Consider the following 20,234-nt stretch of genomic DNA (forward strand, 5'->3'; position numbering starts at 1 on the left):
GCCCGCCGCACGGCCGGCGACTGGCGGTCGCTTCGGACCCGATCCATCCTTGAGGGGGGCGCGAGGCCGAGTCGTCACCACATAGTTCAAAGTTCAACTTGCTTCTTGTTGAGGATTGAACTAATCTCGTGGACGTAGGCCAGAGGAACCCCCCGAAGGAGGCCGACATGCCCGCCGTGACCGTCGAAAACCCGCTCGTTCTGCCGCGCGTCGCGGCCGCCGCCGAAGGCGCCCGACCGCGCCCGGTGCTGGCCGTCTCCACCGCCCCGGAAGGCTTCGAGGGCGAGGGCTTCCCGGTCCGCCGCGCCTTCGCCAAGATCAACCAGAAGTACCTGGACCCGTTCATCATGATGGACCAGATGGGCGAGGTGGACTACGCGGCCGGGGAGCCGAAGGGGACCCCGTGGCACCCGCACCGGGGCTTCGAGACCGTCACCTACATCATCGACGGCACCTTCGTGCACCAGGACTCGCACGGCGGCGGTGGCGTCATCACCGACGGCGACACCCAGTGGATGACGGCCGGCTCCGGCCTGCTGCACATCGAGACCCCGCCGGAGTCGCTGGTCATGTCCGGCGGCCTGTTCCACGGGCTGCAGCTGTGGGTGAACCTGCCCGCCGCGGACAAGATGATCGCGCCGAAGTACCAGGACATCCGGGGCGGCAGCGTGAAGCTGCTCGCCTCGCAGGACGGCGGCGCGCTCGTCCGGCTCATCGCCGGTGACATCGCGGGCCACCAGGGCCCCGGCGCCACGCACACGCCCATCACGATGATCCACGTGTCCGTGAACCCCGGCGCCCAGGTCACCCTGCCCTGGCGGGCCGACTTCAACGGCCTGGCGTACGGCCTCGCCGGCAGCGGCTCCGCGGGTGAGGAGCGGCGCCCGTTCCACATGGGGCAGGCGGTCGTCTTCGGCGAGGGCGACTCGCTCACCATCCGGGCGGACGAGGCCCAGGACACCCGAAGCGCCAACTTCGAGGTCGTCCTCCTCGGCGGGCAGCCGATCCGGGAGCCCGTCGCCCACTACGGCCCGTTCGTGATGAACAGCCACCGCGAGCTCCAGCAGGCGATGGAGGACTACCAGGCCGGCCGCCTGGGGACCATCCCCACCAGCTGAGGTGGTGACCGGCACGGGCGGCCGGTGCGGCAGGTTCCTGCCGCACCGGCCGCCCGTGTGTCGTCGGTCGTCGCTCTCGCCCGTCGGGTCGTCGCTCGCACCCGTCGGTCGTCGGTCTCTCGCCCGTCCCTCGTCGGCCGCCGTCGCCGGACGCGCGAGCCCGGGCGGCGGAGCGGTCAGACGCCGACCAGGCCCGCGCGGATCACGTCCCTGCGGAGGGCGCTGAAGCGGCCGCCGGAAGCGCGGTCGAACTCCACGATCCACTCGAAGGTGTTGGGCCGCTCCCCGAGCCTCGGCAGGGCCTCCTCCAGGTACCCGCCGCCGCGCCGTTCCAGGAGCTTGGGCAGGACCCGGGCCATCAGGGCGCTGGAGAAGTCGACGTACTGCGGCTTGCCGCGCCGGCGCTGGTCGATGAAGGACCGCCACTCGGAGGCGCTGCCGACGTAGTCGGACGGGTCCTGCTGGAAGAGCGAGGTCTTGACGAAGACCTCGTCGGGCACCCGGTGCCCGGCCCGCCAGTCGGTCAGGCGGAGCAGGTAGGAGACCTCCTCCTCGGCCGGTCCGGGCTGCGGGAGCTCCCCCTCGCCCAGGAACCAGCGGCGGCGGTGGAGCAGGACCCGGCCGGCCCGCAGCCGGGGCAGGCCGAGGACGCCGCCGCGGTCGCGCTCGGCGAGCCGTTGGCGCGCCTTCTCCTGCAGGTCGAGCACCAGACGGCCGGAGCCGACCAGCCAGTAGGCGAGCCGCAGCGGGAAGGGGTACATCTCGCTGTACTGCGAGCCCAGCGGGAGCACCCGGACCGGCCGGCCGTCGCGGTCGAGCAGTTCCAGGCGGTCCGCCGACGGGTCGTGGCGGAGCGTCAGGGTGGCCCACTCGCGCGGGGTGACGGTCTCGGGGAGCACCTGGGGGTGCAGGTTGATGTTGGTGCGGTACAGGCCGCGGTCCTCCAGCACCCGGGCGCCGTCGGCGCCGTACAGGCCGAGCAGGCGCTCGGCGAGCCGGTCGACGGCAGGGCCGCCGGTGCTGCTCGCGGCGTGCAGGAAGCGGGAGTTCAGCGAGGCGTGGCCCGCGTAGGCGTCGTTGACGACGAGCAGGTCGTCGGCGGGCTGGATGAGCACCCCGTACGAGAGCGGAACGGCCCGGAAGCGGTCGGGCAGCCCGGCGGTGAGCTCGGCGAGGTAGCCGGCGTCCCAGATCACCTCGTCGCGGTGCCGGCCGGCGTGCACCTCGCGGACCAGGGCCCCGACGGCGCGGCGGCGCAGGGCGTGGAGCTGCCCGAGGCTGCCGTCGTCGGGCCCGAGGCCGTCGGGGCCGGCGGTGCGCAGCAGGTCCTCGCGCCGGTAGACCTCGTTCACCAGCTCCTCGGCGTGCTCGATCAGCCCCACCGAGGCGCCGGCGCCGAAGCGCTCGACGAAGGCGGCGGTGAGCAGGGCCCGGACCTCGTGGAAGCGGTCGTAGGCGGACTGGAACTCCAGGACGTGCGCGAGGTCGCCGAGGGCGCCGGCGTAGCCGGCGGTGCTCGGGGCGGTGGGCGGGAAGACGAGGTCCTCGTTGACGTGCAGCCGGGCCGGGCGCCCGCTGACCTCCAGGAGCCGCTCCTCCAGGTGCGGCAGCCGGCCGACCAGCGCGGGGCGCTGGCCGGCGGGCGCGGTCTCGATGCCCTCGACGACGTCGGCGAGTTCGTCGAGCAGCAGGCCCGCCGCCGGGTGGTCGCCCGACAGGCGGCGGCCGAGTGCGCGCAGGCCGGTGCGGTCCTGCTCGTCCGGGCCGGGAGCGGCGGTGAGCATGCCGGCGGCGACGACCTTGGCGACGTAGTCGGCGCCGGCCTCCCGGCTGCCGCCGGTCCTGGCGGCGAGGTCCTCCGCCAGGTGGTCGACGTGGTACGGGCCCATCCCGGCCATCGCGAGCAGCAGCCGCAGGTGACGGGTGAGCGGGGCGGAGAGCATCCGCACCTGGTCGCCGTCCACGCGGGGGAAGTAGACCCGGTCGGCCTCGGCCCGGAGGGTCGGTGAGACGGTGACCCAGCCGGTGGGGCCGCCGGTGACCGGCAGGCCGCCGAGCACGTGGTTGAGCACGGAGCGGTCGATCTCGGCGAAGGCCCGCGCCGCGTCGCCGTCGAACTCGACCTCGTCGAGCTGCGGGCCGTCCTCGTCCCAGTGCGCCAGGCCGACGGCGGTGAACTGGGAGAGCGGGCTGGTCCGCAGCAGCGCCCGGGTGACGTACTGGATCAGTCCGCGCTCGGACTTGCGCAGCCTGCGGTCGGCGGCGCCGCCGGCGGCGCCGTACCGGACGGCCGTGTCGTGCACGGTCGGGGCGAGCAGCGACACGGCCTTGCCGAAGGTGGGGTTGTCGAGCAGGCCGGCCAGGTTGCGCCGTTCCAGCTCGATGGCCTCGCCGTAGCGTTCGCGGATCCGGTCGGCGACGGCGGTGTACTCCCGGTGGAGTGCGAGCCAGGCGCTGGTCGCCTCCGGGAGTCCGTCCGCCGCCGCGCCCGGGTCGCGGCCGTTGAAGATCGCCCGGCGCAGCGCGACCACCCCTCGCCGGCGCTCCGGGTCCTCGACGGTGCCGGCGAGCGAGTAGAGCTCGTCGCAGGCCAGCGGCTGCCAGGAGTCCCGCTGCTGCTTGATCAGCGCGAGGTGGGCGAGCGACCTGCGCAGGTCCTCGGTGGAGAGGCGGTGGGCGGGCAGCGGGTTGACGCGGAGCTGGACGGTGTCGGCGATGCCGCCGTCCGCGCGGGGCGGATCGGCGGGGTGGTCGGGGTGGTTCATGGCCATCCTCTCTGGGGACCAGTGGTGGGGCCGTACGCCCGGCGCGGCCCGGAGGCCGCAGTCGCTCAGAAGCGGCGGGCGTTGCGGCGGAAGGTGACCCAGCACAGGGCCAGGCCGCCGATCAGCCAGGCGGTGAGGACCAGCGCGATCCGTCCGTGCTCCCAGGCCCCGGCCGGTTCGGCGGCGGCGAAGGACTCGGGCAGGAAGGCGGAGCGGATTCCCTGGGTCATCCACTTGAGCGGGAAGAGCGAGGCGACGATCTGGACCGGCTTGGGCAGTGCGGTGATCACCCAGAACACTCCGGAGATGAACTGCAGGCCGATGTAGGGGAAGTTGACCAGCGCGGGGGCGTTGCGGGCGGACCGGGCCAGGGAGCCGATGGTGATGCCGATCAGCGCGGTGGAGACGGTGCCGAGCAGGAAGACCCACAGGAAGGTGAACCAGTGCGCGGCGTCCTTCGGCAGCTGGAAGCCGAACATCGCGACGCCCAGGGCCAGGATCACGCCGACCTGGACGAGGGCCTGGGTCAGGATCAGCACGACCTTGCCGATGAAGTACGACACCAGCGGGAACGGCGTACCGGCGAGCCGGCGCAGGGTGCCCTCGTGGCGGTCCACCGCGATGCCGATGCCCATGGTGCCGAGGGCGGAGGACATGATGGTCGAGCCGATCATGCCCGCCACGGTGACCTCGCGCATCTTGATGCCGGTCCCGGGCACGACCTGGTCGAAGAGGCTGCCGAAGATGACCAGCAGCATGATCGGCATCAGGATGCTGAAGACCATGGCCTCGCGGTTGCGGATCAGCAGCCGCACCTCGAACAGGCCGCGGGCCAGGCCCAGGCGGATCGGGGACGGGAGCGGCGCGGACCCGGCGGCCGCGGCCGCGCGCGGCGTGGCGGGGGCGCGGGGGGCGGCGGGGGCGGGGGCGGCGATGGTCATCGGGCTTCTCCGATCATGGCGAGGTAGGTCTCCTCGAGGCTCGGGCGGTGCACCTGCAGGTCGGGTACGGCGCCGGCGAACTCCCGCGACAGCTCCTCGATCAGCTGCGCGGGGTTGGTGGTCTCGCGGCGCTCGCGGCCGTTCGGGCCCTGCCAGGTGACGACGGTGCCGGCCTCGGCGCGGCCGCCGAAGCGTTCCGGGGTGTCGACCTCCACCAGCCGGCCGTTGGCCAGCACGCCGATGCGGTCGGCGAGCTGCTCGGCCTCGTCCAGGTAGTGGGTGGTCAGCAGGATCGTGGTGCCGTCGGCGGCGAGGTCGCGGATCAGCTGCCAGAACTGGCGGCGTGCCTCCGGGTCGAAGCCGGTGGTCGGCTCGTCCAGGAAGAGCAGCTCGGGGCGGCCGACGATGCCCAGGGCGACGTCCATCCGGCGGCGCTGGCCGCCGGAGAGGTCGCGCAGGGCCGCGTCCTTCTTCTCGGTGAGGCCGACGACCTCCAGCACCTCGTCGACGTCGCGGGGGTCCGGGTAGTACGACGCGAACTGGGCGAGCATCTCCCGCACCCGGGCGTCCGGCTGGTCCTGCGCGGTCTGCAGGACCACGCCGATCCGGGACCGCCAGCGGCGGTCGGCGCGGGCCGGGTCCTGCCCCAGCACCAGGACCTCGCCGCCGGAGCGGGGGCGCAGGCCCTCCAGGACCTCGACGGTGGTGGTCTTTCCGGCGCCGTTCGGGCCGAGCAGGGCGAACACCTCGCCGCGCGGGATCTCCAGGTCGACACCGTCGACGGCCCGGTGGGAGCCGTAGCTGACCTGAAGGCCCCTCAGCACGATCGCGGGTGCGTCGTGACTCATCTCATCTCCTCGTTCTCCCGCTCCGGGCGGCCGGGCGGTGTGGTGCGGCGGTGCTGTCCGCCGGTGGGCGGCCGGTGAGGCCGGGGGGGGTGGCGGCCGGTCGGGCCGCCGCCGGGGTGGCGGCCGGTCAGGCCGCCAGGAACTTGGGGCGGACGTCCTCCAGGAACAGCTGCAGGCTGCGCTCCGCGACGTCGCCGGGCATCGCACCGAAGTCGGCCTGGAGCAGGATGTGGTCGGCCTGCACGACGTCCTGGAACGCGGCGAGCTTCTCGGCGACGGTCGCCGCGGAGCCGACGACCGCGCCGCCCTCGGTGCGCAGCCGCTCCGGCGTGATCATCCCGACGTACTTCCCGACCTGGTCGTAGCCGGGGTACGCCTTGGAGGTGGCGCTGTTCCAGGACGAGGTGGCCCCGCCCCAGACCCGCAGGTACTCGGCGAGCAGCGGGTCGCCGAGGCGCTGCGCCTCCGCGTCGGTCTCGGCGGTGAACACCGGCAGGCTGGCGGCCACCCGGGGCTGCTGCCCGCTGTCGCCGTGGGTGCGCTCGAACGCGTCGCGGTAGAGCGCGACCTGCTCGCGGACGGCCTCCAGCGGGGTCAGCGACGGGGTGATCAGCAGCCCGAGGCCGAGCTCGCCGATCCGGGTGAAGCTCTCCGCCGAACGCACCGCGGCGGCCCAGACGGGCGGGTGCGGGGTCTGGGTGGGCCGGGGCAGGATGGTGGCGTCCCGGTAGGAGAAGAACGGGGTGTCCTCGGTGACGTTCTCCTCGGTCCACAGGCGGAGCACGGCCTTGATGGTCGTCTCGAAGCGCTCCCGGCTGGTGTCCATGTCGACGCCGAAGGTCTCGAACTCGTACGGCAGGTAGGCGCGGGCGAAGCCGATGTCGACCCGGCCGTGGCTGATCGCGTCCACCATCGCGGCGTACGAGGCCAGCTTCACCGGGTGGTGGAAGGCCGGCAGGACGCAGCCGGTCATCAGCCGGATGTTGGTGGTCTGCGCGGCGACGGCGGCCAGGAAGCCGAGCGGGCTGGGACAGTAACCGCCGTACGGGTGCAGGTAGTGCTCCGTCATCTTGACGTGGCTCATCCCGGCCTCGTCGGCGATCCGGGCCAGCGCGAGGACGTCGTCGAAGTAGGCGGTCGGCGACTTGGTGTCCGGCCCGGCGTCGGGGAGCAGCGAGATTCCGAAGTCCATGGTTTTCACTCCGTGGTCGTGGTGGCGGTGGTCGGGGCGGGTGCGGCGCGGCGGATGCGCTCCTCCCAGGTCTCGCCCAGGGCCAGGTCGGTGGCCTCGGCGAGGGCGAAGCAGAGGTAGTAGCGGTGCAGCGGGGTGACGTCCAGCAGCGGCAGCAGCTCGTAGAAGAAGTTGAGGAGGCTGCGGTAGGAGGCGAAGGAGTCGTCGGGGTTGGTGGTGATCCCGTACTGCTCGGTCAGTGCGTGGAAACGGGTCGGCGGCCGGGTGCTGCCGTCGGGGGCGGCGGGCGCGAAGCCGTCCAGGTAGGCGTTTGCGAGCCGTCCCGAGCGGACCAGCGCGTCCAGGTAGCCCCAGCCGTAGCGGAAGCCGGCGTGCCAGCCGGCGGTCTCCGGCCCCGGCCCGTCGGCGAGGTGGCGGCGCACCAGGGCGGTGAGGCGGTCGGCGTCCCGCTCGAAGCGGCGCCGGAAGTCGGGGCGGTGGTCCTGCCCGGCGAGCGGCGAGGCGAGGAAGGCCTCGGCGTGCGAGCGGAAGGACATGGTGCCGAAGGGCAGCCGGCCGGGGTGGGTGCCGGCCAGGGTGGCCATCACCTCGGCGAGGTGGGCGAGCAGCGCGTCCTCGTCGCGGTGCTCGCGCAGGGTGGCGAGCAGCGGGTCGAGCAGGGCGGCCTGGACGGCGGTGCGGGCCTCGCGCAGGTCGGGCAGCCAGTCGGCGCCGGCCTCGTCGGAGGCGATCAGCACGGTGCCGGGGGAACGCAGCGGCGGCGCGGAGCGGCCGGTCTGCTCCCACTGCTCCATCCGGCGGGCCTGGCCGAGGTAGTCCGCCTCGGTGGGGCCGTCGAGCGCGGTGCCGGCCAGGGCGGACTCGGCCAGGGCGGACCAGCCGGAGACGTCCAGCGGGCGGCCGTTCTCGGGCCGCACGACGACCTCGTAGTGGGGCCCGCCGCGCCAGCCGCGGCGCAGGTGGACGGCGCGCAGCCGGTGCTCGCGGCGCAGTCCGGTGGCGAGCGGGCCCAGGACGTCGGCGACGTAGGCGCGGGGCTGCTCGGGGCGGCCGTGGATCCGGATCACCAGCGGGTCGGTGGCGGTGGTCATGCGGATCTCCTTGGCGGGCGTCGGGTTCGGCACGGCGGACGGTCCGGGGTCAGCAGCAGCAGGTGGCGGAGGAGGACGAGGAGCAGCAGAACCAGCCGCCCCAGTTGGAGGCGCCCATCTCGGGCAGGGCGATCGCGTCGCCCAGTTCCAGTACGGACAGCTCCTCGATCTCCAGCTCGGTGGGATCGGCCGGCGATTCGGTACGTCCGGCCCGGTGGTGCTCGGTCATGGCTCCTCGCGATGGTTCGGCGACTGGGGTGGGGTGGGGTCCGGGGCGGCTCGGGGCTGCCCGGGATGGTGCGGGTGGTACGGGAGGTGCGGGGCCCCGCGGGTGCCCGGTGGTCCGGAACACCCGCGGGACGATGCCTGGCGCGCCGCTCCGCGGTCGCGGCCGCGCGCCGGTGTGCGTACCGCTCGATCAGCAGCAGCAGGTGGAGGAGGAGGACGAGCAGCACATGGTGCCGCCGCTGGAAGCACCCATCTCCGGCAGGGCGGCGGCGTCGCCGACCTCCAGCACCGACAGCTCCTCGACGTCAACCGCCGGAACCTCGGCCGACTCGACCTGCGGGGTGTTGATGGACTCGCTCATGATTGGAACTCCGTTTCTCAGTGCGCTTGTTGAAGCTGAATCAGCAGCAGCAGGTGGACGAGGAGGACGAGCAGCACATGGTGCCGCCGCTGGAAGCACCCATCTCCGGCAGGGCGGCGGCGTCGCCGACCTCCAGCACCGACAGCTCCTCGACGTCGACCGCCGGAACCTCGGCCGACTCGACCTGCGGGGTGTTCACGGACTCGCTCATCTGTGGATCTCCATGGGATGTCATCGGTTCGTTCCGGGAGCGGGCCCGTTCGGGCCGCGTTCCGGACTCCGCGCGGCGGACGCCGGCGGAGCTGGGCCGGCCCGGAAAGGGCCGGCGCTCACCCCTGACGGGGGAGGTCTGTGGGGGGATCAACCGATCCCGGGGAATGGGCCGCACGGGCGGCCCGGCCGTTCGGCCGGCCCGCGGCGGGGCGCCCGGTCGGGCCGGGCGGGCGCCTGAACCGGCTACGCGGGCGCCTGGTCGGACAGTTCGGCGACCAGCAGGACGCCGGTGTCCAGGCCGTCCAACTGCGCGGCCATGTCGAGCAGTTCCTGATCCTGCACCCGCGGCCAGCGCACCGCGAAGCCGTGGGCGGCCGCGGCGTGCGCCAGACCGCAGCGCAGCCCGTCCAGCACGGCCGGGTCGGTCCGCGGCTCACCGGCGAGCGCGCACCAGAAGGATCCGTCCGGCCCTGCGGCCGGCGTGCCGAGGGCGGCCGCGAAGGCCTCGGCGAAGGCGTGGCCGTGGTACGCCCGGCCACCGAGCGGGAGGAGGACCCGGCCGTAGCGGCCCGCCGTCCGCTCCAGTGCGAACCAGCGGCCCTCCGCCAGCGACGGCCCGACCCGCTCGGCGAGCTCCGGCAGCAGGGTGGCGCAGGCGCGCTCGTACCCGCTCGCCGGGACGGCCGTCGTCCCGGCCGCCGTCGCGGTGACGGTCACGCCGCGGCCGCCGTACGGTGGCCCGCCCAGAGCTCGATCAGCACGCTGAGCAGGAAGACCTCCTGCTCGGGGCCGAAGCCCAGCCGGTTGAGCGTCATGTGCAGGTGCGAGGCGAGGATCTCCGGCGGGCTGGAGCTCAGCGTCCCGGCCCGGGCGGCGTCCCGCCAGACGTCCATGGCGGCGCCCAGCCGCTCCGCCCACCGGTCGGCGGCCCGGCCGGCACCGGGCAGGGCGCCCGGCCCGCCCGGGAAGCGTTCGGCGAGCAGTCCCGCGGAGCGCAGCGACGCCTCGCGGGCGGCGAGCGGGTTCATGCCCGGGTGCTCGGCGCGCCCGGCCCAGGTCAGCCAGGAGGTGCGCAGTCCGCGCAGGAACCGCTCCTGGGAGACCTGGTCCGGGTCGGCCGCGCGGACCGCCGCCGCGATAGCGAGCAGGGCGAAGGAGACCCGGCCGTTCCAGCTCGGACGGGTCCGCAGAACGGCCGTCACCAGTTCGCTGCTGTCGCCGAACAGCGACTCGCTGAGCCCCAGCAGGGCCGGCCCGCCGTAGCGGTCGGTCTCCGGGGTGTACGGCTCGCGGTGCACCCCGCCCGGCCGCAGCTCGGCCAGCGGCAACGCCTCGAAGCCGTCCGCGCCGCCCTCGCCGGCCTTGGCGATCGGGCCGGTGCTCCGGTGGTACTGCTCGGTGCTCATCCGCTCGCCGTCCGGGATGCCGGCGTTGACCGGGGCCAGCCGTTCGGCGAGCGCCGCCGTGACGCCGGGCTCGGCCGACTCGTCCAGACCGGCGAGCCGCAGCCGCAGGTGCGGCCCGTGCTGCCAGTACCGGATGAAGAACCAGCCGGTGATCGCACCGTCGGCCCGCAGCTCGCGCACCACCGGCTCGACCACGTCCAGCAGGACGGTGTCCACCAGCGCCGGCACGGCGGAGTCGAGGTGGAGGTGCCAGCAGCTCCAGCGGGGGCTGCCGCCCGGGGTGGCGGTCATGACCGCAGGTCCAGCATCGGCTCGCGGAACCGGCCGGTGCCGCAGACCACCTGGAAGACGGCGGTCTGGTCGCGGTCCAGCTCCAGCGTGCGGGCGATCCGCACCTCGTCGAAGGCGCGGGCCGGCCGGGCGTACATGCCGTACGCCGCTGCTCCGAGCACCAGGCCCTGTGCCGACCAGCCGCACACGTACTGCAGCAGCTTCCACGCGCTGGGCCCGAGCTCGGCGAACAGCGCGCGCAGGTCGGCGGTGAAGGTCCAGACGAAGGTGGCGTGCCGCACCGAGCAGTCGTTGCCGCCGCTCAGCGGGTACCCGAACTGGGAGTCCAGCGCGGTGTGCACGCCGGGCCGGGCGAGGTGCCCGGTGAGCCGGTTGTCCTCGACGCGGTGGATGCCGTCCGGCAGCCCCTCGACGTCCTGGGCGCAGAGGGTGAGCCGGACGTGTCCGGCGACGGCGGCGAGCAGCGGGGACGGCGGCGGCGCGCAGGCCAGCGCCAGGCTGTCGGCGACGGCCGCGTACGGCTGGGGCGCCCGGACGCCGGAGAAGCCTCCGATCCCCTCGGGGGTGCGCCCGGCCGTACGGTTCCAGAGCACCTCGGCCCAGCTCAGGCCGTTGCCCTCGACCGGGTACGGGCCGGTGCCGGTGGCCTCGGCCGCCGGGGCGGGCGCGCCGGACGGCCGGGTCATCCGGTCGATCCGCAGCACCCGGTCCAGTGCCGGGTCCCCGGTGGGCGCCGGCCGGTCGGTGCCGGGGCGCCAGCGCGGGGTCGCGCCGTCCAGCCGGACCGCGACCGGGTAGGCCCAGCCCTCGGCGGGCCGGATGCCGATCCGCTCGGCCAGGCCCTCGGGCTCGGGGGTCGGCAGTTCCAGCTCCGCCCGGACCCCGAACAGCTGGGCCGCGAGGTACAGGCTGCGCAGGTTGTGACCGATTTCGAGGTCCACCAGCGGGCCGCGCAGCAGCGCGTACTGCGGTGGCAGGTCGGTGTGCCGCCCGGCCAGCACCACGGTGGTGCCGTGCTCGCCGTCGGCGGCGGGGGCGCCCTCGACGTCCAGGAGCGCGTGGCGCTGGACGTCCAGGTAGCGGGTGGCGCCGTCCTGCAGCAGGTAGGGGCGGACCGGGAACTTGCTGCGGACCGACGGCACGACGCGGTGGTCGTTGAAGGAGTTCGACGGCTCCCGGCGCTGCAGGCCGAACGCGGTGACCAGCAGGTGGTCCAGGGTCTGCGCACCGGCTGCCGGCCCGTCCGCCGGCCCGAGGCCGGTGGGGAAGGGGGTGCGGCGCAGCAGCCGGGACGTTCCGAGGGCGAGCGGGCGGCCGGCGTCGGGGCGGACCGCTGCGGGGAGCTGCCCGCTGGTGGTGCCGATCGAGGGGTCGATCTGCGGGCCCGGGGCGACGAAGGCCTTGCCGGCGCCCTGTTCGAAGGCGAAGCGGCGCAGTTCCCGCAGCTCGTCGACGGTGCCGTGCGGGGCCTCGGGACGCCGCGCCTCGGCGGTGCCGTGCGGGGCCTCGGTGCCGTGCGGGGCTGTGGTGCGGCGCGCTTCGGCGGTGCCGGGCAGAGCGCCGCGTTCGAGTGTCAGGCTCATCGGTCCTCCTCTCACGGGAACGGGTGGGGGTCGAGCGGAAGGTCGTCGTCGGTGACCGGGCGGCCGTCGACCAGGAGGCCGTCGGTCAGCCTGGTGAGGCCGAGCAACCGCTGGTTGGCGTGGCCGAAGGTCATCGGCAGCGTGCCGGGGACGATCACCTTGGCGGCGGCCAGTCCCAGGTCGCGGTGGTCCCGGGTGGACTGGTCGACGACGATCGCGGTGTCCATTCCGGCATCGGCGTACAGGCCGAGCACGGTCTCCAGCGAGGCCCGTACGTCGGGCCGCGCGCCGGCCGCCGGACGCAGGGCGTCGGGCCAGCCGGGGAAGGCCTCGTCCAGCCGGACGACCGGCCCGCCCAGCACCTCGGTGACGCGGGGCAGCAGCTCGGGCCGCTTGTAGAGCTGGTAGTGGTCGTCGAGCACGCGCACCTCGAACGGGTCGGCGATCATCCGCTCCACCGCCGCCGGGTCGAACGGCACCCGCTCGTGGACCAGTTGCGCCAGTTCCCACAGGCCGGCCTCGACCGCGGCCTCCGGGTCCGGGTGGGTGCCGGCCGCGGAGTAGCTGGCGGGGAACAGCCCGTCCCGGTGGACGGCCAGCACCCACACCGAGGGCAGCGGGACGTCCTGGCTCGCCGCCAGCAGGTGCACGTCGTAGCCGCGTGAGCGGATCAGGCCGATCAGCTCCCGGCTGCGCTCCCGGCGCACCGACGCGGGGTCGATGGCCGGCAGCGGGCGCCGCCGGTGCCAGGCGAGCAGGAACGCGTCGCGCTCGGTGACCTCGAAGAGGGCGTGCAGCGCCGCCTCCTCCAGGCTCGCGCCGAGCGCGCAGCCGCTGGAGGACTCCAGGAAGTGGATCTTCCGGTCGCCCTCCCGCTGCAGCTTGTACTGGTAGAAGCCGACCTCGGCCGGGACCAGCACCGGCTCGCCGGTGGGGATGCGGTGGCCCCAGACCCAGTCGGTCGGGTTCTCCGGCGCGTACGGCAGCACCCGGCAGTAGGGGTGGGCGAGCTGTCGGGCGGTGTGCCCACCCAGCGCGGCCGGGTCCAGCGCGGGCAGGTCGATGCCCTGGTAGGCCAGGTCCCTGACGACCCGTCCCGTGCCGTACGGGAAGCCGCCGATCCGCTCGTACATCTCCAGGATGGCGACGGGATCGCTCTCCCGGTAGGTGGCGCCGCGGCCGTGGCCCGCGCCGACCGGTCCGCCCGGCATCACGGCGTTGCTCATCGCGAACGGGGCCTGGGTCTCCCGCTGCACCCCGATGAAGGGGCCGAAGCGGGCGTCGACGGTCCGCCGGTGCAGCTCGTCGGCGGGCATCGGCAGGCCGGGGCGCTCGCGCAGCGGCAGTTGCTGCGGCGACGGGCGGTCGGCGAGAACCAGGGGTTCCGGCGTCCGGACGGGCGGCGCGGCGGTGCGGTCGTGCGGCATGCCCGCATCCCCGCAAACCGGGCAGGCGTGGTACCGGGCGATCGGGTGCCGGCGCAGTCCGCCCGGACGGACGGACAGCAACTCACCCGGGGCCAGGGGCGTTCCGGCGGCCAGTGCGGCCCGGGCCAGCAGCGGGAGCAGCGGCGACGCGCCGGTGCCGGAGCGCCGGGCACCCCACTCGCGGACGATCGGGTGGCCGTGGGCGATCGGTGCGGCGAGCCGCTCCCGCGCCTCGGCGCAGCCCGCGCAGGAGGGCGCGGGCGCGGCCGGGTCCCACAGCGGGCCGATCTGCACCTCGTCCGGGAGGACCCGGACGGAGAGCAGCGGCACCCCGGCCTCGCGGGCCGCCGTCCAGGCGGCGCGCTCAGCCTCGGTGTCCCAGCCCTCGTTCAGACTGAGGCGGGCACCGTGCAGCTCGGCGAACTCCGCCCAGGGAGTGGATGGTTCGGCGGTCGTCAGGACAGCCATACCGGCCCCCAGCACAGCTTCTGCTCCCCGGCCAGCGGGTCGGCGACGACGCGGACCCCGAGCGGACGCACCCCGTGCGCGTGGCAGTAGGCCTCGATGTCCCCGGCCAGCGCGTTCAGCGCCGGCTCGGTGATCAGGTCGATCAGTTCGGTTCCGGGCGCCGGGTCGACGGTGCCGGGGTGACCGGCCTGTCCGGCCCGGCGGGCGCCGTGGGCCGCGGCCAGCGCCAGGCCGGCGGCCCGGTCGGTGCTGTCGCCCCAGGCGGAGCCCAGCACCGCGCCGGTACGGGCGTCGGCCACGGTGACGGTGCACCAGGGGCCGGCGAGTCCGGCCGGGCGGCCGAGCGTGAGCACGACCGGCTGGTCCTCGTACTCCTCCAGGGTGCGCCAGAACCGCAGGGTGTCGTGGTCGGTGATGTCGTCCCAGCCCAGGACGGTGGCCGGAGCCGCGGCCGAGCGGGCCAGGATCCGCAGGACACCGTCCAGCAGCCAGCGCGCCTCGGTGGTTCCGGCGGCCGACACCGAGCGCTCCAGGAGACGGATCCCGGGCGGGTACGGCACGGCGGCCAGGACGCGCAGCCCGGCGAGGATCGCCTGGACCGCGGCGGAGCCGTGGTCGATGCCGCGGCGGACGAGGGGCGCGCCGAAGTCGGGGGTGAGGCCTTCGAGGACGGCCAGGGCGGACGGGAGCTGCGGCAGGTCGTCGGGGGCGATCCACCGGAACGGGCCGGTCCAGGGTGCGAACAGCGGCAGCGAGTCGGTGAGCACCTCCTCGGTCACGACCGGCGCGAGCCCCGACGGGTCGGCGTCACCGAGGCTGCGGATGCCGCTCCACTCGGCCTGGCCCGTCCCGGCCAGCACGGCCTCGTCGGTCTCCAGTGCGGGGCCGTGCACCACCGAGACGGAGCTCTCCGGCGTGCCGAGGCCGATGTGCTGGAAGGCCCGGTGGGCGGCGAGCGCACCGGCCATGATGGCGCCGGTGGACGACGGTACGGTCCGCGCCTGGTCGCCCTGCCGGATCACCGCGCGCTCGACCAGCCTGCCGTGCAGACCGGGCGCCTCGCCCGCCGTCCGCAGCGGGCCGACGACCTGGGGACCACCGGCCCGCGACGCGTCCGCGGTGGTCACCGGGACGATCGCGGCACCGGGCGCGAGTTCGGCGGTCGCGTCGGCCGACGGCGCGGCGTCCACGACCACCGCCACGCAGGCGCCGGACAGCAGTCCGGCGGCCTCGGCGGCGGAGGCGGGCAGCACGACGCGGTCGAGCTCCGGGTCGAGCAGCAGCAGCTCGGACGGGTCCGGGGCGCTCCCGTCCGTACCGGCCAGGACGACGCTGCCGAAGCCGGCCGCGGACAGGCCGCGGGCCGCCGACTCGGCGGCGGGTCCCCGGCCGAGGACGACCGCCCGGCCCTCGCGCACCCGTCGGAAGGCGGTGTACGGGTCGTCGCTGCGGGTCTCCAGGTAGGCGAGCGAGTCGCCGTAGGCGGCGCGCTCGTCCGGCCCGGGCTCCGGGGTGTCCAGCCGGTCGAGGTCGAACAGCAGCTCGCGCAGGAGGAGCTGGCCGGCCACCCAGCGCACGACACCGCGGGTCTTCTCGGCGCCGGCCGCCGCGACCAGTTCGTCCTCGGTGGCCCCGCGGTCCAGCAGCGGGGTCAGCCGGTCGACCAGCTGGAACAGGCTCGCCGGGCCGGCCAGCAGGAACGCCCCCTTGGCGGCGGAGACGTACACGCCCTTGCTGACCGGTGCGTAGTGCACGCCGGGGCGGGATCGCACGCCGCGGAGCGGCAGCGGAGAAGGTGCGGCAGACATGGGTCCTCGATCGCGGGTCGGATCAGGCGGATCAGGCCGGGTCAGGTCGGGTCAGGTCGGGTGGGGCGCGGCCGGGCCGGGCTCCGGCGGGGCTCCGCGGTCACTCCCAGCGGAGGTCGCCGCTGCCGCCGTCCTTGCCCGGCTTGTGGGCGACCGGCTTCGGGACGAGGTGCAGCGGGTCGGCGTCCGGCCCGGCCGCCCGCACGGTGATGGTGGCGGCAGCGGCGGCGGTGGCCGTGGCGGTGGCGGCGGACGCCGGGCCGGCCATGACGGCGGTGGCGAGAGCGGTCAGAACGAAGCAGGAAGCAAGGCGCTTGCCCATGGTGTTTTCCCCCGTTGTGTCGATGCCGGATCACGGCGTCGTACGTTCTCTCGGGCCCCTCCGCCGTTTCCGGCCGGGAGCCGCACCTGCTTTCCGGTGCAGCTCCACATTGGCCCGCCGATCGGGGGGATCTCCACCTGGCGCCCCTGTCATAAAGTTGCAGCGCAGTGAAATCACTATGATCAAACGGGGGCAATCATGGTCTTTCCGGACATCCTTCCATCACTTTCAGGCCGTCTCGACGAGACCGCGGCGAGGGTGTTCACCTGGGCCGTCAGGCACGGCCGGCTGGACGAACGGGCGGCCGACGAGCTCGGCCTGACCCCCGACCAGCTGGAACGGGCGACCGACGACCTCTCCGCGCTCCACCTTCTGCGACCCGCCCCCGACGGCTCCTCGGCGCTGATCGCCACCAACCCCGAGCTCGCCGCCGCGGAACTGATCGGCCCCATCAACGCCGCCCTGCAGGCACGCCAGCAGCAGGCCGCCCAGGTGCGGACCGAACTGCTCGGGCTGGTGCCCTTCTATTACGAGATGCGGCGCGAGCGCAGCAGCGCCGAGGCGATCGACGTGATGGAGAACCCCGACGACGTCCGCGCCATGTTCCAGGAGCTGGCCGCGAACTGCCGTACGGAGGTGTTCAGCGCCCACCCGGGCATCGGCTCCACCGAGGGCATGACGGACGCGCTCGCCCGCAACCTCGAACTGCTCGAACGCGGCGTGCGGATGCGGGCGCTGTACCAGCACACCGTCCGCGTCAACCCGGCCATGCAGAGCTACGCCAGTCAACTCACCGCCTCTGGCTGCGAGTTGCGCACCGACAACGAGATCGTCGACCGGGTCGTCATCGTGGACCGCGAGGTGGCGTTCATCCCCCGGACGGGGATCGGCGCGCCCGCCGGCGCCGTCATGGTGCGCGAGCCCGCCCTCGTCGACTACATCTACCGTTCGCTGGAACAGTGCTGGGGCCGGGCCATGCCGTTCGACCAGGAGGAGACCCGCAGCGTGGTCGCGGGCTACGGCGAGGCCGGCGCGGCGATCAAGCGCTCCATCGCCCGGATGCTGGCCGAGGGCAGCACCGACGAGCAGGCCGCCCGGCGCCTGGGCATGTCCGTCCGCACCTGCCGCCGGCACATCGCCGAGCTCATGGACAGCCTGGGCGCGGACAGCCGCTTCCAGGCCGGCGTCCTCGCCGAACGGGCGGGCGTCGTCACCGCGTCGGCCGCCTGAGCGGATCGCCGTCGCCGCCAGGGGCCGCCGCACCGGCCCCCGGCCCGCCCCGGACCGGACCGCCGCACCGGTCCGGCACGTGCGGCCGGCCGGCCCGGACCGCAGGCCGGGGCTCCCGGCGTGACCAGGGCCACGGCCCCCGTCACAGCAGCGCGTAGAGGGCCGAGGCGTCGTCGTGCGCCTTGCCGCGCGGCCAGCGCTCGCAGGCGGTGTCCGTCCGCTCGACCGCCCGCACCTGGGCGATCAGCTCGCCCGGGCCCGACTCGGCGAGCAGCCGCAGCGCGTCGGCCCAGCTGCCCAGGCCGAAGCGCTCGGTGTAGCGCGAGGCGCCGTCGGTCAGCGCGGCCACCGCGTGCAGCCGCTCCGCGTCGACGAAGCCGGTCTCGGCGTACCGGGCCGCCTTCGGGCTGGCCGCCGCGATCCACGGGCCGTTGCCGGTGTTCCGGGCGGCGCGGACGGCCAGCGCGTACTCCAGGTGCAGCGCGGCGCGCTCGGCCGAGCCGGGCACCGTCGACCAGACCTGCCGGCGCAGCTCCTCGCCGCCGGGGAAGCGCTGGTTGTCGCCGATGACCTTCGGCGGTCCGTCCTTGAACTGGAGGACCAGCAGCGAGTCCCCGAGCACCAGGTACTCCAGCGCGGCGCCGTGCCGGCGGGCCGCCACCACCATGGCGGCCGGCGTGTTGGGGTGCCCCAGGTCGCAGCGGCCGCCGTGCAGCGCGGCGGTCTCCGCGATGGCGTCGGCCAGGCACTCCCCGATCGACCGGTCCGCGCGGTCGGTGAGTCTGGCCAGCAGGTGCACCCCCAACCGCCGGACGTACCAGGGGGTGCCGTGGCGGCACCCGGACTCCAGGCCGGTCGGCGAGCTCGAACCGTCGAGCAGTACGAGCGCCTCCGGCGAGGCCGCCGCGAAGTCCTCGCTCTCGCGGTCCGGCCGCCGTGCTTCCCCTGCGAGCTGTACCTGCATCCCGACAGTGTGGGGCCGGGCGGGGCGCAGGCCCAGACCCGTGCACGCGGCACGCGGGTCCGTCCCGGTGGCAGTGGGGGTAATTCGGCCATACCGTCGGATACCGAGTGGACAATTCGGCCAATCAGGGCCTGCCGGGTTTGGGACCTCCTTCGAGGGGCCGGGCCCTCCGGGGCTGACGGGCCGCCCCGGACCGTCGAGGAGCGAGAAATGGTCTGGCAGTTCTTCGTCCTACTGGCCGCCTCGATCGGCTTCCCGATCGCCGCACTGCTCTACCTGATCGGCGGACCGCGCTTCCCCGACGAGGAGCCCGACGGTCGCTGAGCCCGGCCCCGGCCGGCCCCGGCCCGTCGCCGGACTCCCGCCCCCGGGGGTCCGGCGACTCCCCTACCGGACGGGCGGGGCCCAGCCGGGGTCGCGGCCGAGGAGCGCCAGCACGCGGTCGAACGGCCCCGCCCCGTGGGGCCGCTGACGGGGCTCCCGGAAGGCGGCCCCCGGCGCCCGGTCCTCGGGCGCGGCCGGCACCAGCACGGCCACCGAGAGCAGGGCGGACGCGAGCCACTCGTCGGCGTCCACCGCCTCGGCGACCTCCTTCGGCGTGCCCAGGGCGGCCGCGACGTCCCAGGCGTGCACCAGGGTGTCCAGCAGGTGGAAGCCGACGGCCTGGCGCAGCGGGAAGGCGGCGCCGTCGCGGATCTCCGGCAGCCAGAGTCCGCGCCCGGCCCGCGGCGCGGCGTGCGCCTCGGCGAAGGCCGCCGTCAGCTCCCCGGCCGAGAGGCGGAACGCGCCCGCCGGATCGCCGTCGACCGGGACGTCCCGCCAGAGCGCCGGGTCGGGCCCGGCGCCCCGGGCGGCCGCGGCGAAGCCCCGGTGCTGGCCGACCACGTGCTCCAGCAGCCGGCGGAGCGTCCAGCCGGCGCAGGGCGTCGCCAGCACCAGCTGCTCGGGCTGGACGGTGGCCACCACCTTGCCGGCCAACTCCAGTGACCTGGTGTGCAGTTCGAGCAGGATCATGCCGCGCCGACCTCCCGTCCGGCCGCCTGCGCGGTCTTCCCGCCGGCGGGGGAACCGGCCGCCAGGAAGCCGATGGCGTTGTCCAGGACGGTGGGCTCGGTGAGGATCCGGCGGTGGCCGAGGCCCCGGGTGACGATCAGGTCGAGCCGGTCCCCGTACGCGGCCTTGAGCCGGTGGGCGTGGCCGAGGGGGACCACGTCGTCGTCCTCGTCATGCGCGACGAGGATCGGCAGGCCGAGCTCCTCGGGTCTGCGGGCGGCGTCGAAGTACGCGCCGACGTCGGCGACGCCGGGGAACATCTCGTGGTTCATCAGCCACCGCAGCCGCCGCTCGACCACGGTGTTCAGCCCGGCCCGCGCGCAGAAGGCGGCCGGCATGAAGGAGACCTCGGCGGCCCCGGCGACGGCGACCAGCCGCCCGGCCCGCAGGCCGCCGCGCAGGGCGAGGAAGGCGGCGTTGACGCCGAGCGAGTGCGCGACCAGCGCCTCGAAGTCGCCGTGGCGCTCCTGGAGCCGGACGGCGATGTCACGGTGGTCGAGCACGGTGGAGGTGCGGCCGCCGGAGTCCCCGTGGCCGGGGGCGTCGTAGGCGACCGGGCTCAGTCCGAGCGCCCGGAGCCGGGGGACGAAGTCCGCGAACCGCGAGGCGCGGGACTGCCACCCGTGCATCAGCAGGACGGGCCGGGTGCCGTCGCCCCAGCGGTAGACCACCACGCGCTCGCCGTGGTGGGACAGCTCCTCGGTGACGGCGCTGCGGTGGACCTCGCGCTCGTGGGTGCGCACCCGGCCGCGCCGGACGGGGTGGCGGAACAGCCGGAACGCGGCCCGGCCGGCCAGGCCGGGGGCGATCAGCGAGGTGGCGTTGAGAGTGGTGCGGATCAGTGTGACGGCCGGGTCCATCGGGTCTCCCTGTCGGTGCTGACGGGTCTGCCTGGGTGCGGGGGCCGAACTCGGGGAGATATTAG

19 protein-coding genes are annotated in these 20,234 nt (G+C 74.8%); 2 read left to right on the forward strand and 17 right to left on the reverse strand.

Annotation, left to right across the window (positions count from 1 at the left end; translation table 11 throughout):
- Nucleotides 1-167 precede the first annotated feature (167 nt).
- Nucleotides 168-1,118, forward strand: coding sequence for a pirin family protein (locus J5Y04_RS20930; protein WP_209413594.1), 951 nt, complete (start codon nucleotides 168-170; stop codon nucleotides 1,116-1,118).
- 176 nt (nucleotides 1,119-1,294) lie between these two features.
- Here J5Y04_RS20930 and J5Y04_RS20935 read toward each other — a convergent pair whose 3' ends face one another.
- The 14 genes from J5Y04_RS20935 to J5Y04_RS21000 all read right to left on the reverse strand — a co-directional run bounded on the left by J5Y04_RS20935 (nucleotide 1,295) and on the right by J5Y04_RS21000 (nucleotide 16,062).
- A complete protein-coding gene (locus J5Y04_RS20935; RefSeq protein ID WP_209413595.1) occupies nucleotides 1,295-3,883 on the reverse strand; it encodes a lantibiotic dehydratase in 2,589 nt (862 codons plus the stop codon).
- 65 nt (nucleotides 3,884-3,948) lie between these two features.
- A complete protein-coding gene (locus J5Y04_RS20940) occupies nucleotides 3,949-4,824 on the reverse strand; it encodes an ABC transporter permease (RefSeq protein ID WP_209413596.1) in 876 nt (291 codons plus the stop codon).
- A complete protein-coding gene (locus J5Y04_RS20945) occupies nucleotides 4,821-5,672 on the reverse strand; it encodes an ABC transporter ATP-binding protein (RefSeq protein ID WP_148643626.1) in 852 nt (283 codons plus the stop codon). Before J5Y04_RS20945 ends, J5Y04_RS20940 begins: the two co-directional genes overlap by 4 nt.
- 127 nt (nucleotides 5,673-5,799) lie before the next feature.
- Nucleotides 5,800-6,864, reverse strand: coding sequence for an LLM class flavin-dependent oxidoreductase (locus J5Y04_RS20950; RefSeq protein ID WP_209413597.1), 1,065 nt, complete (start codon nucleotides 6,862-6,864; stop codon nucleotides 5,800-5,802).
- A 5-nt stretch (nucleotides 6,865-6,869) separates the two neighbouring features.
- Nucleotides 6,870-7,955, reverse strand: a complete 1,086-nt coding sequence (locus J5Y04_RS20955) for a hypothetical protein (protein ID WP_209413598.1) — start codon at nucleotides 7,953-7,955, stop codon at nucleotides 6,870-6,872.
- 49 nt (nucleotides 7,956-8,004) lie between these two features.
- Entirely contained in the window at nucleotides 8,005-8,184 is a 180-nt protein-coding gene (locus J5Y04_RS20960; protein WP_148643629.1) for a thiazolylpeptide-type bacteriocin, read from the reverse strand.
- A gap of 189 nt (nucleotides 8,185-8,373) precedes the next feature.
- On the reverse strand, nucleotides 8,374-8,544 hold the full coding sequence (locus tag J5Y04_RS20965; protein WP_148643630.1) for a thiazolylpeptide-type bacteriocin: 171 nt from the start codon (nucleotides 8,542-8,544) through the stop codon (nucleotides 8,374-8,376).
- A gap of 40 nt (nucleotides 8,545-8,584) precedes the next feature.
- A complete protein-coding gene (locus J5Y04_RS20970) occupies nucleotides 8,585-8,755 on the reverse strand; it encodes a thiazolylpeptide-type bacteriocin (protein ID WP_148643631.1) in 171 nt (56 codons plus the stop codon).
- A 245-nt stretch (nucleotides 8,756-9,000) separates the two neighbouring features.
- Entirely contained in the window at nucleotides 9,001-9,474 is a 474-nt protein-coding gene (locus J5Y04_RS20975; RefSeq protein WP_209413599.1) for a hypothetical protein, read from the reverse strand.
- Nucleotides 9,471-10,454: a thiopeptide-type bacteriocin biosynthesis protein gene (locus tag J5Y04_RS20980; RefSeq protein WP_209413600.1), complete on the reverse strand. Its 984-nt coding sequence runs from the start codon at nucleotides 10,452-10,454 to the stop codon at nucleotides 9,471-9,473. Before J5Y04_RS20980 ends, J5Y04_RS20975 begins: the two co-directional genes overlap by 4 nt.
- On the reverse strand, nucleotides 10,451-12,037 hold the full coding sequence (locus J5Y04_RS20985) for a hypothetical protein (RefSeq protein WP_209413601.1): 1,587 nt from the start codon (nucleotides 12,035-12,037) through the stop codon (nucleotides 10,451-10,453). The genes J5Y04_RS20980 and J5Y04_RS20985 overlap by 4 nt, the downstream gene beginning before the upstream one ends.
- An 11-nt stretch (nucleotides 12,038-12,048) precedes the next feature.
- Entirely contained in the window at nucleotides 12,049-13,932 is a 1,884-nt protein-coding gene (locus J5Y04_RS20990; RefSeq protein ID WP_209413602.1) for a YcaO-like family protein, read from the reverse strand.
- Nucleotides 13,920-15,704 carry a hypothetical protein gene (locus J5Y04_RS20995; RefSeq protein WP_209413603.1) on the reverse strand — a complete coding sequence of 595 codons (1,785 nt, stop codon included), beginning with the start codon at nucleotides 15,702-15,704 and terminating at the stop codon, nucleotides 13,920-13,922. The genes J5Y04_RS20990 and J5Y04_RS20995 overlap by 13 nt, the downstream gene beginning before the upstream one ends.
- 136 nt (nucleotides 15,705-15,840) lie before the next feature.
- Nucleotides 15,841-16,062: a hypothetical protein gene (locus J5Y04_RS21000; protein WP_209413604.1), complete on the reverse strand. Its 222-nt coding sequence runs from the start codon at nucleotides 16,060-16,062 to the stop codon at nucleotides 15,841-15,843.
- Nucleotides 16,063-16,260: 198 nt separating this feature from the next.
- Here J5Y04_RS21000 and J5Y04_RS21005 point away from each other — a divergent pair, with 198 nt between their 5' ends.
- Nucleotides 16,261-17,292: a LuxR C-terminal-related transcriptional regulator gene (locus tag J5Y04_RS21005; protein WP_209413605.1), complete on the forward strand. Its 1,032-nt coding sequence runs from the start codon at nucleotides 16,261-16,263 to the stop codon at nucleotides 17,290-17,292.
- A gap of 142 nt (nucleotides 17,293-17,434) precedes the next feature.
- Here the strand turns inward: J5Y04_RS21005 and J5Y04_RS21010 are convergent, their stop codons facing one another.
- The 3 genes from J5Y04_RS21010 to J5Y04_RS21020 form a co-directional block, all read right to left on the reverse strand.
- Entirely contained in the window at nucleotides 17,435-18,256 is an 822-nt protein-coding gene (locus tag J5Y04_RS21010) for an integrase (protein ID WP_209413606.1), read from the reverse strand.
- 387 nt (nucleotides 18,257-18,643) lie between these two features.
- Entirely contained in the window at nucleotides 18,644-19,270 is a 627-nt protein-coding gene (locus tag J5Y04_RS21015; RefSeq protein ID WP_209413607.1) for a TIGR03086 family metal-binding protein, read from the reverse strand.
- Nucleotides 19,267-20,169 (reverse strand): alpha/beta hydrolase, encoded by a 903-nt coding sequence (locus J5Y04_RS21020; RefSeq protein ID WP_209413608.1) that lies wholly within the window; start codon nucleotides 20,167-20,169, stop codon nucleotides 19,267-19,269. Before J5Y04_RS21020 ends, J5Y04_RS21015 begins: the two co-directional genes overlap by 4 nt.
- Between the last annotated feature and the right edge of the window lie 65 nt (nucleotides 20,170-20,234).

It is taken from the genome of Kitasatospora sp. RG8 (genome assembly GCF_017813315.1).
Lineage (GTDB): Bacteria > Actinomycetota > Actinomycetes > Streptomycetales > Streptomycetaceae > Kitasatospora.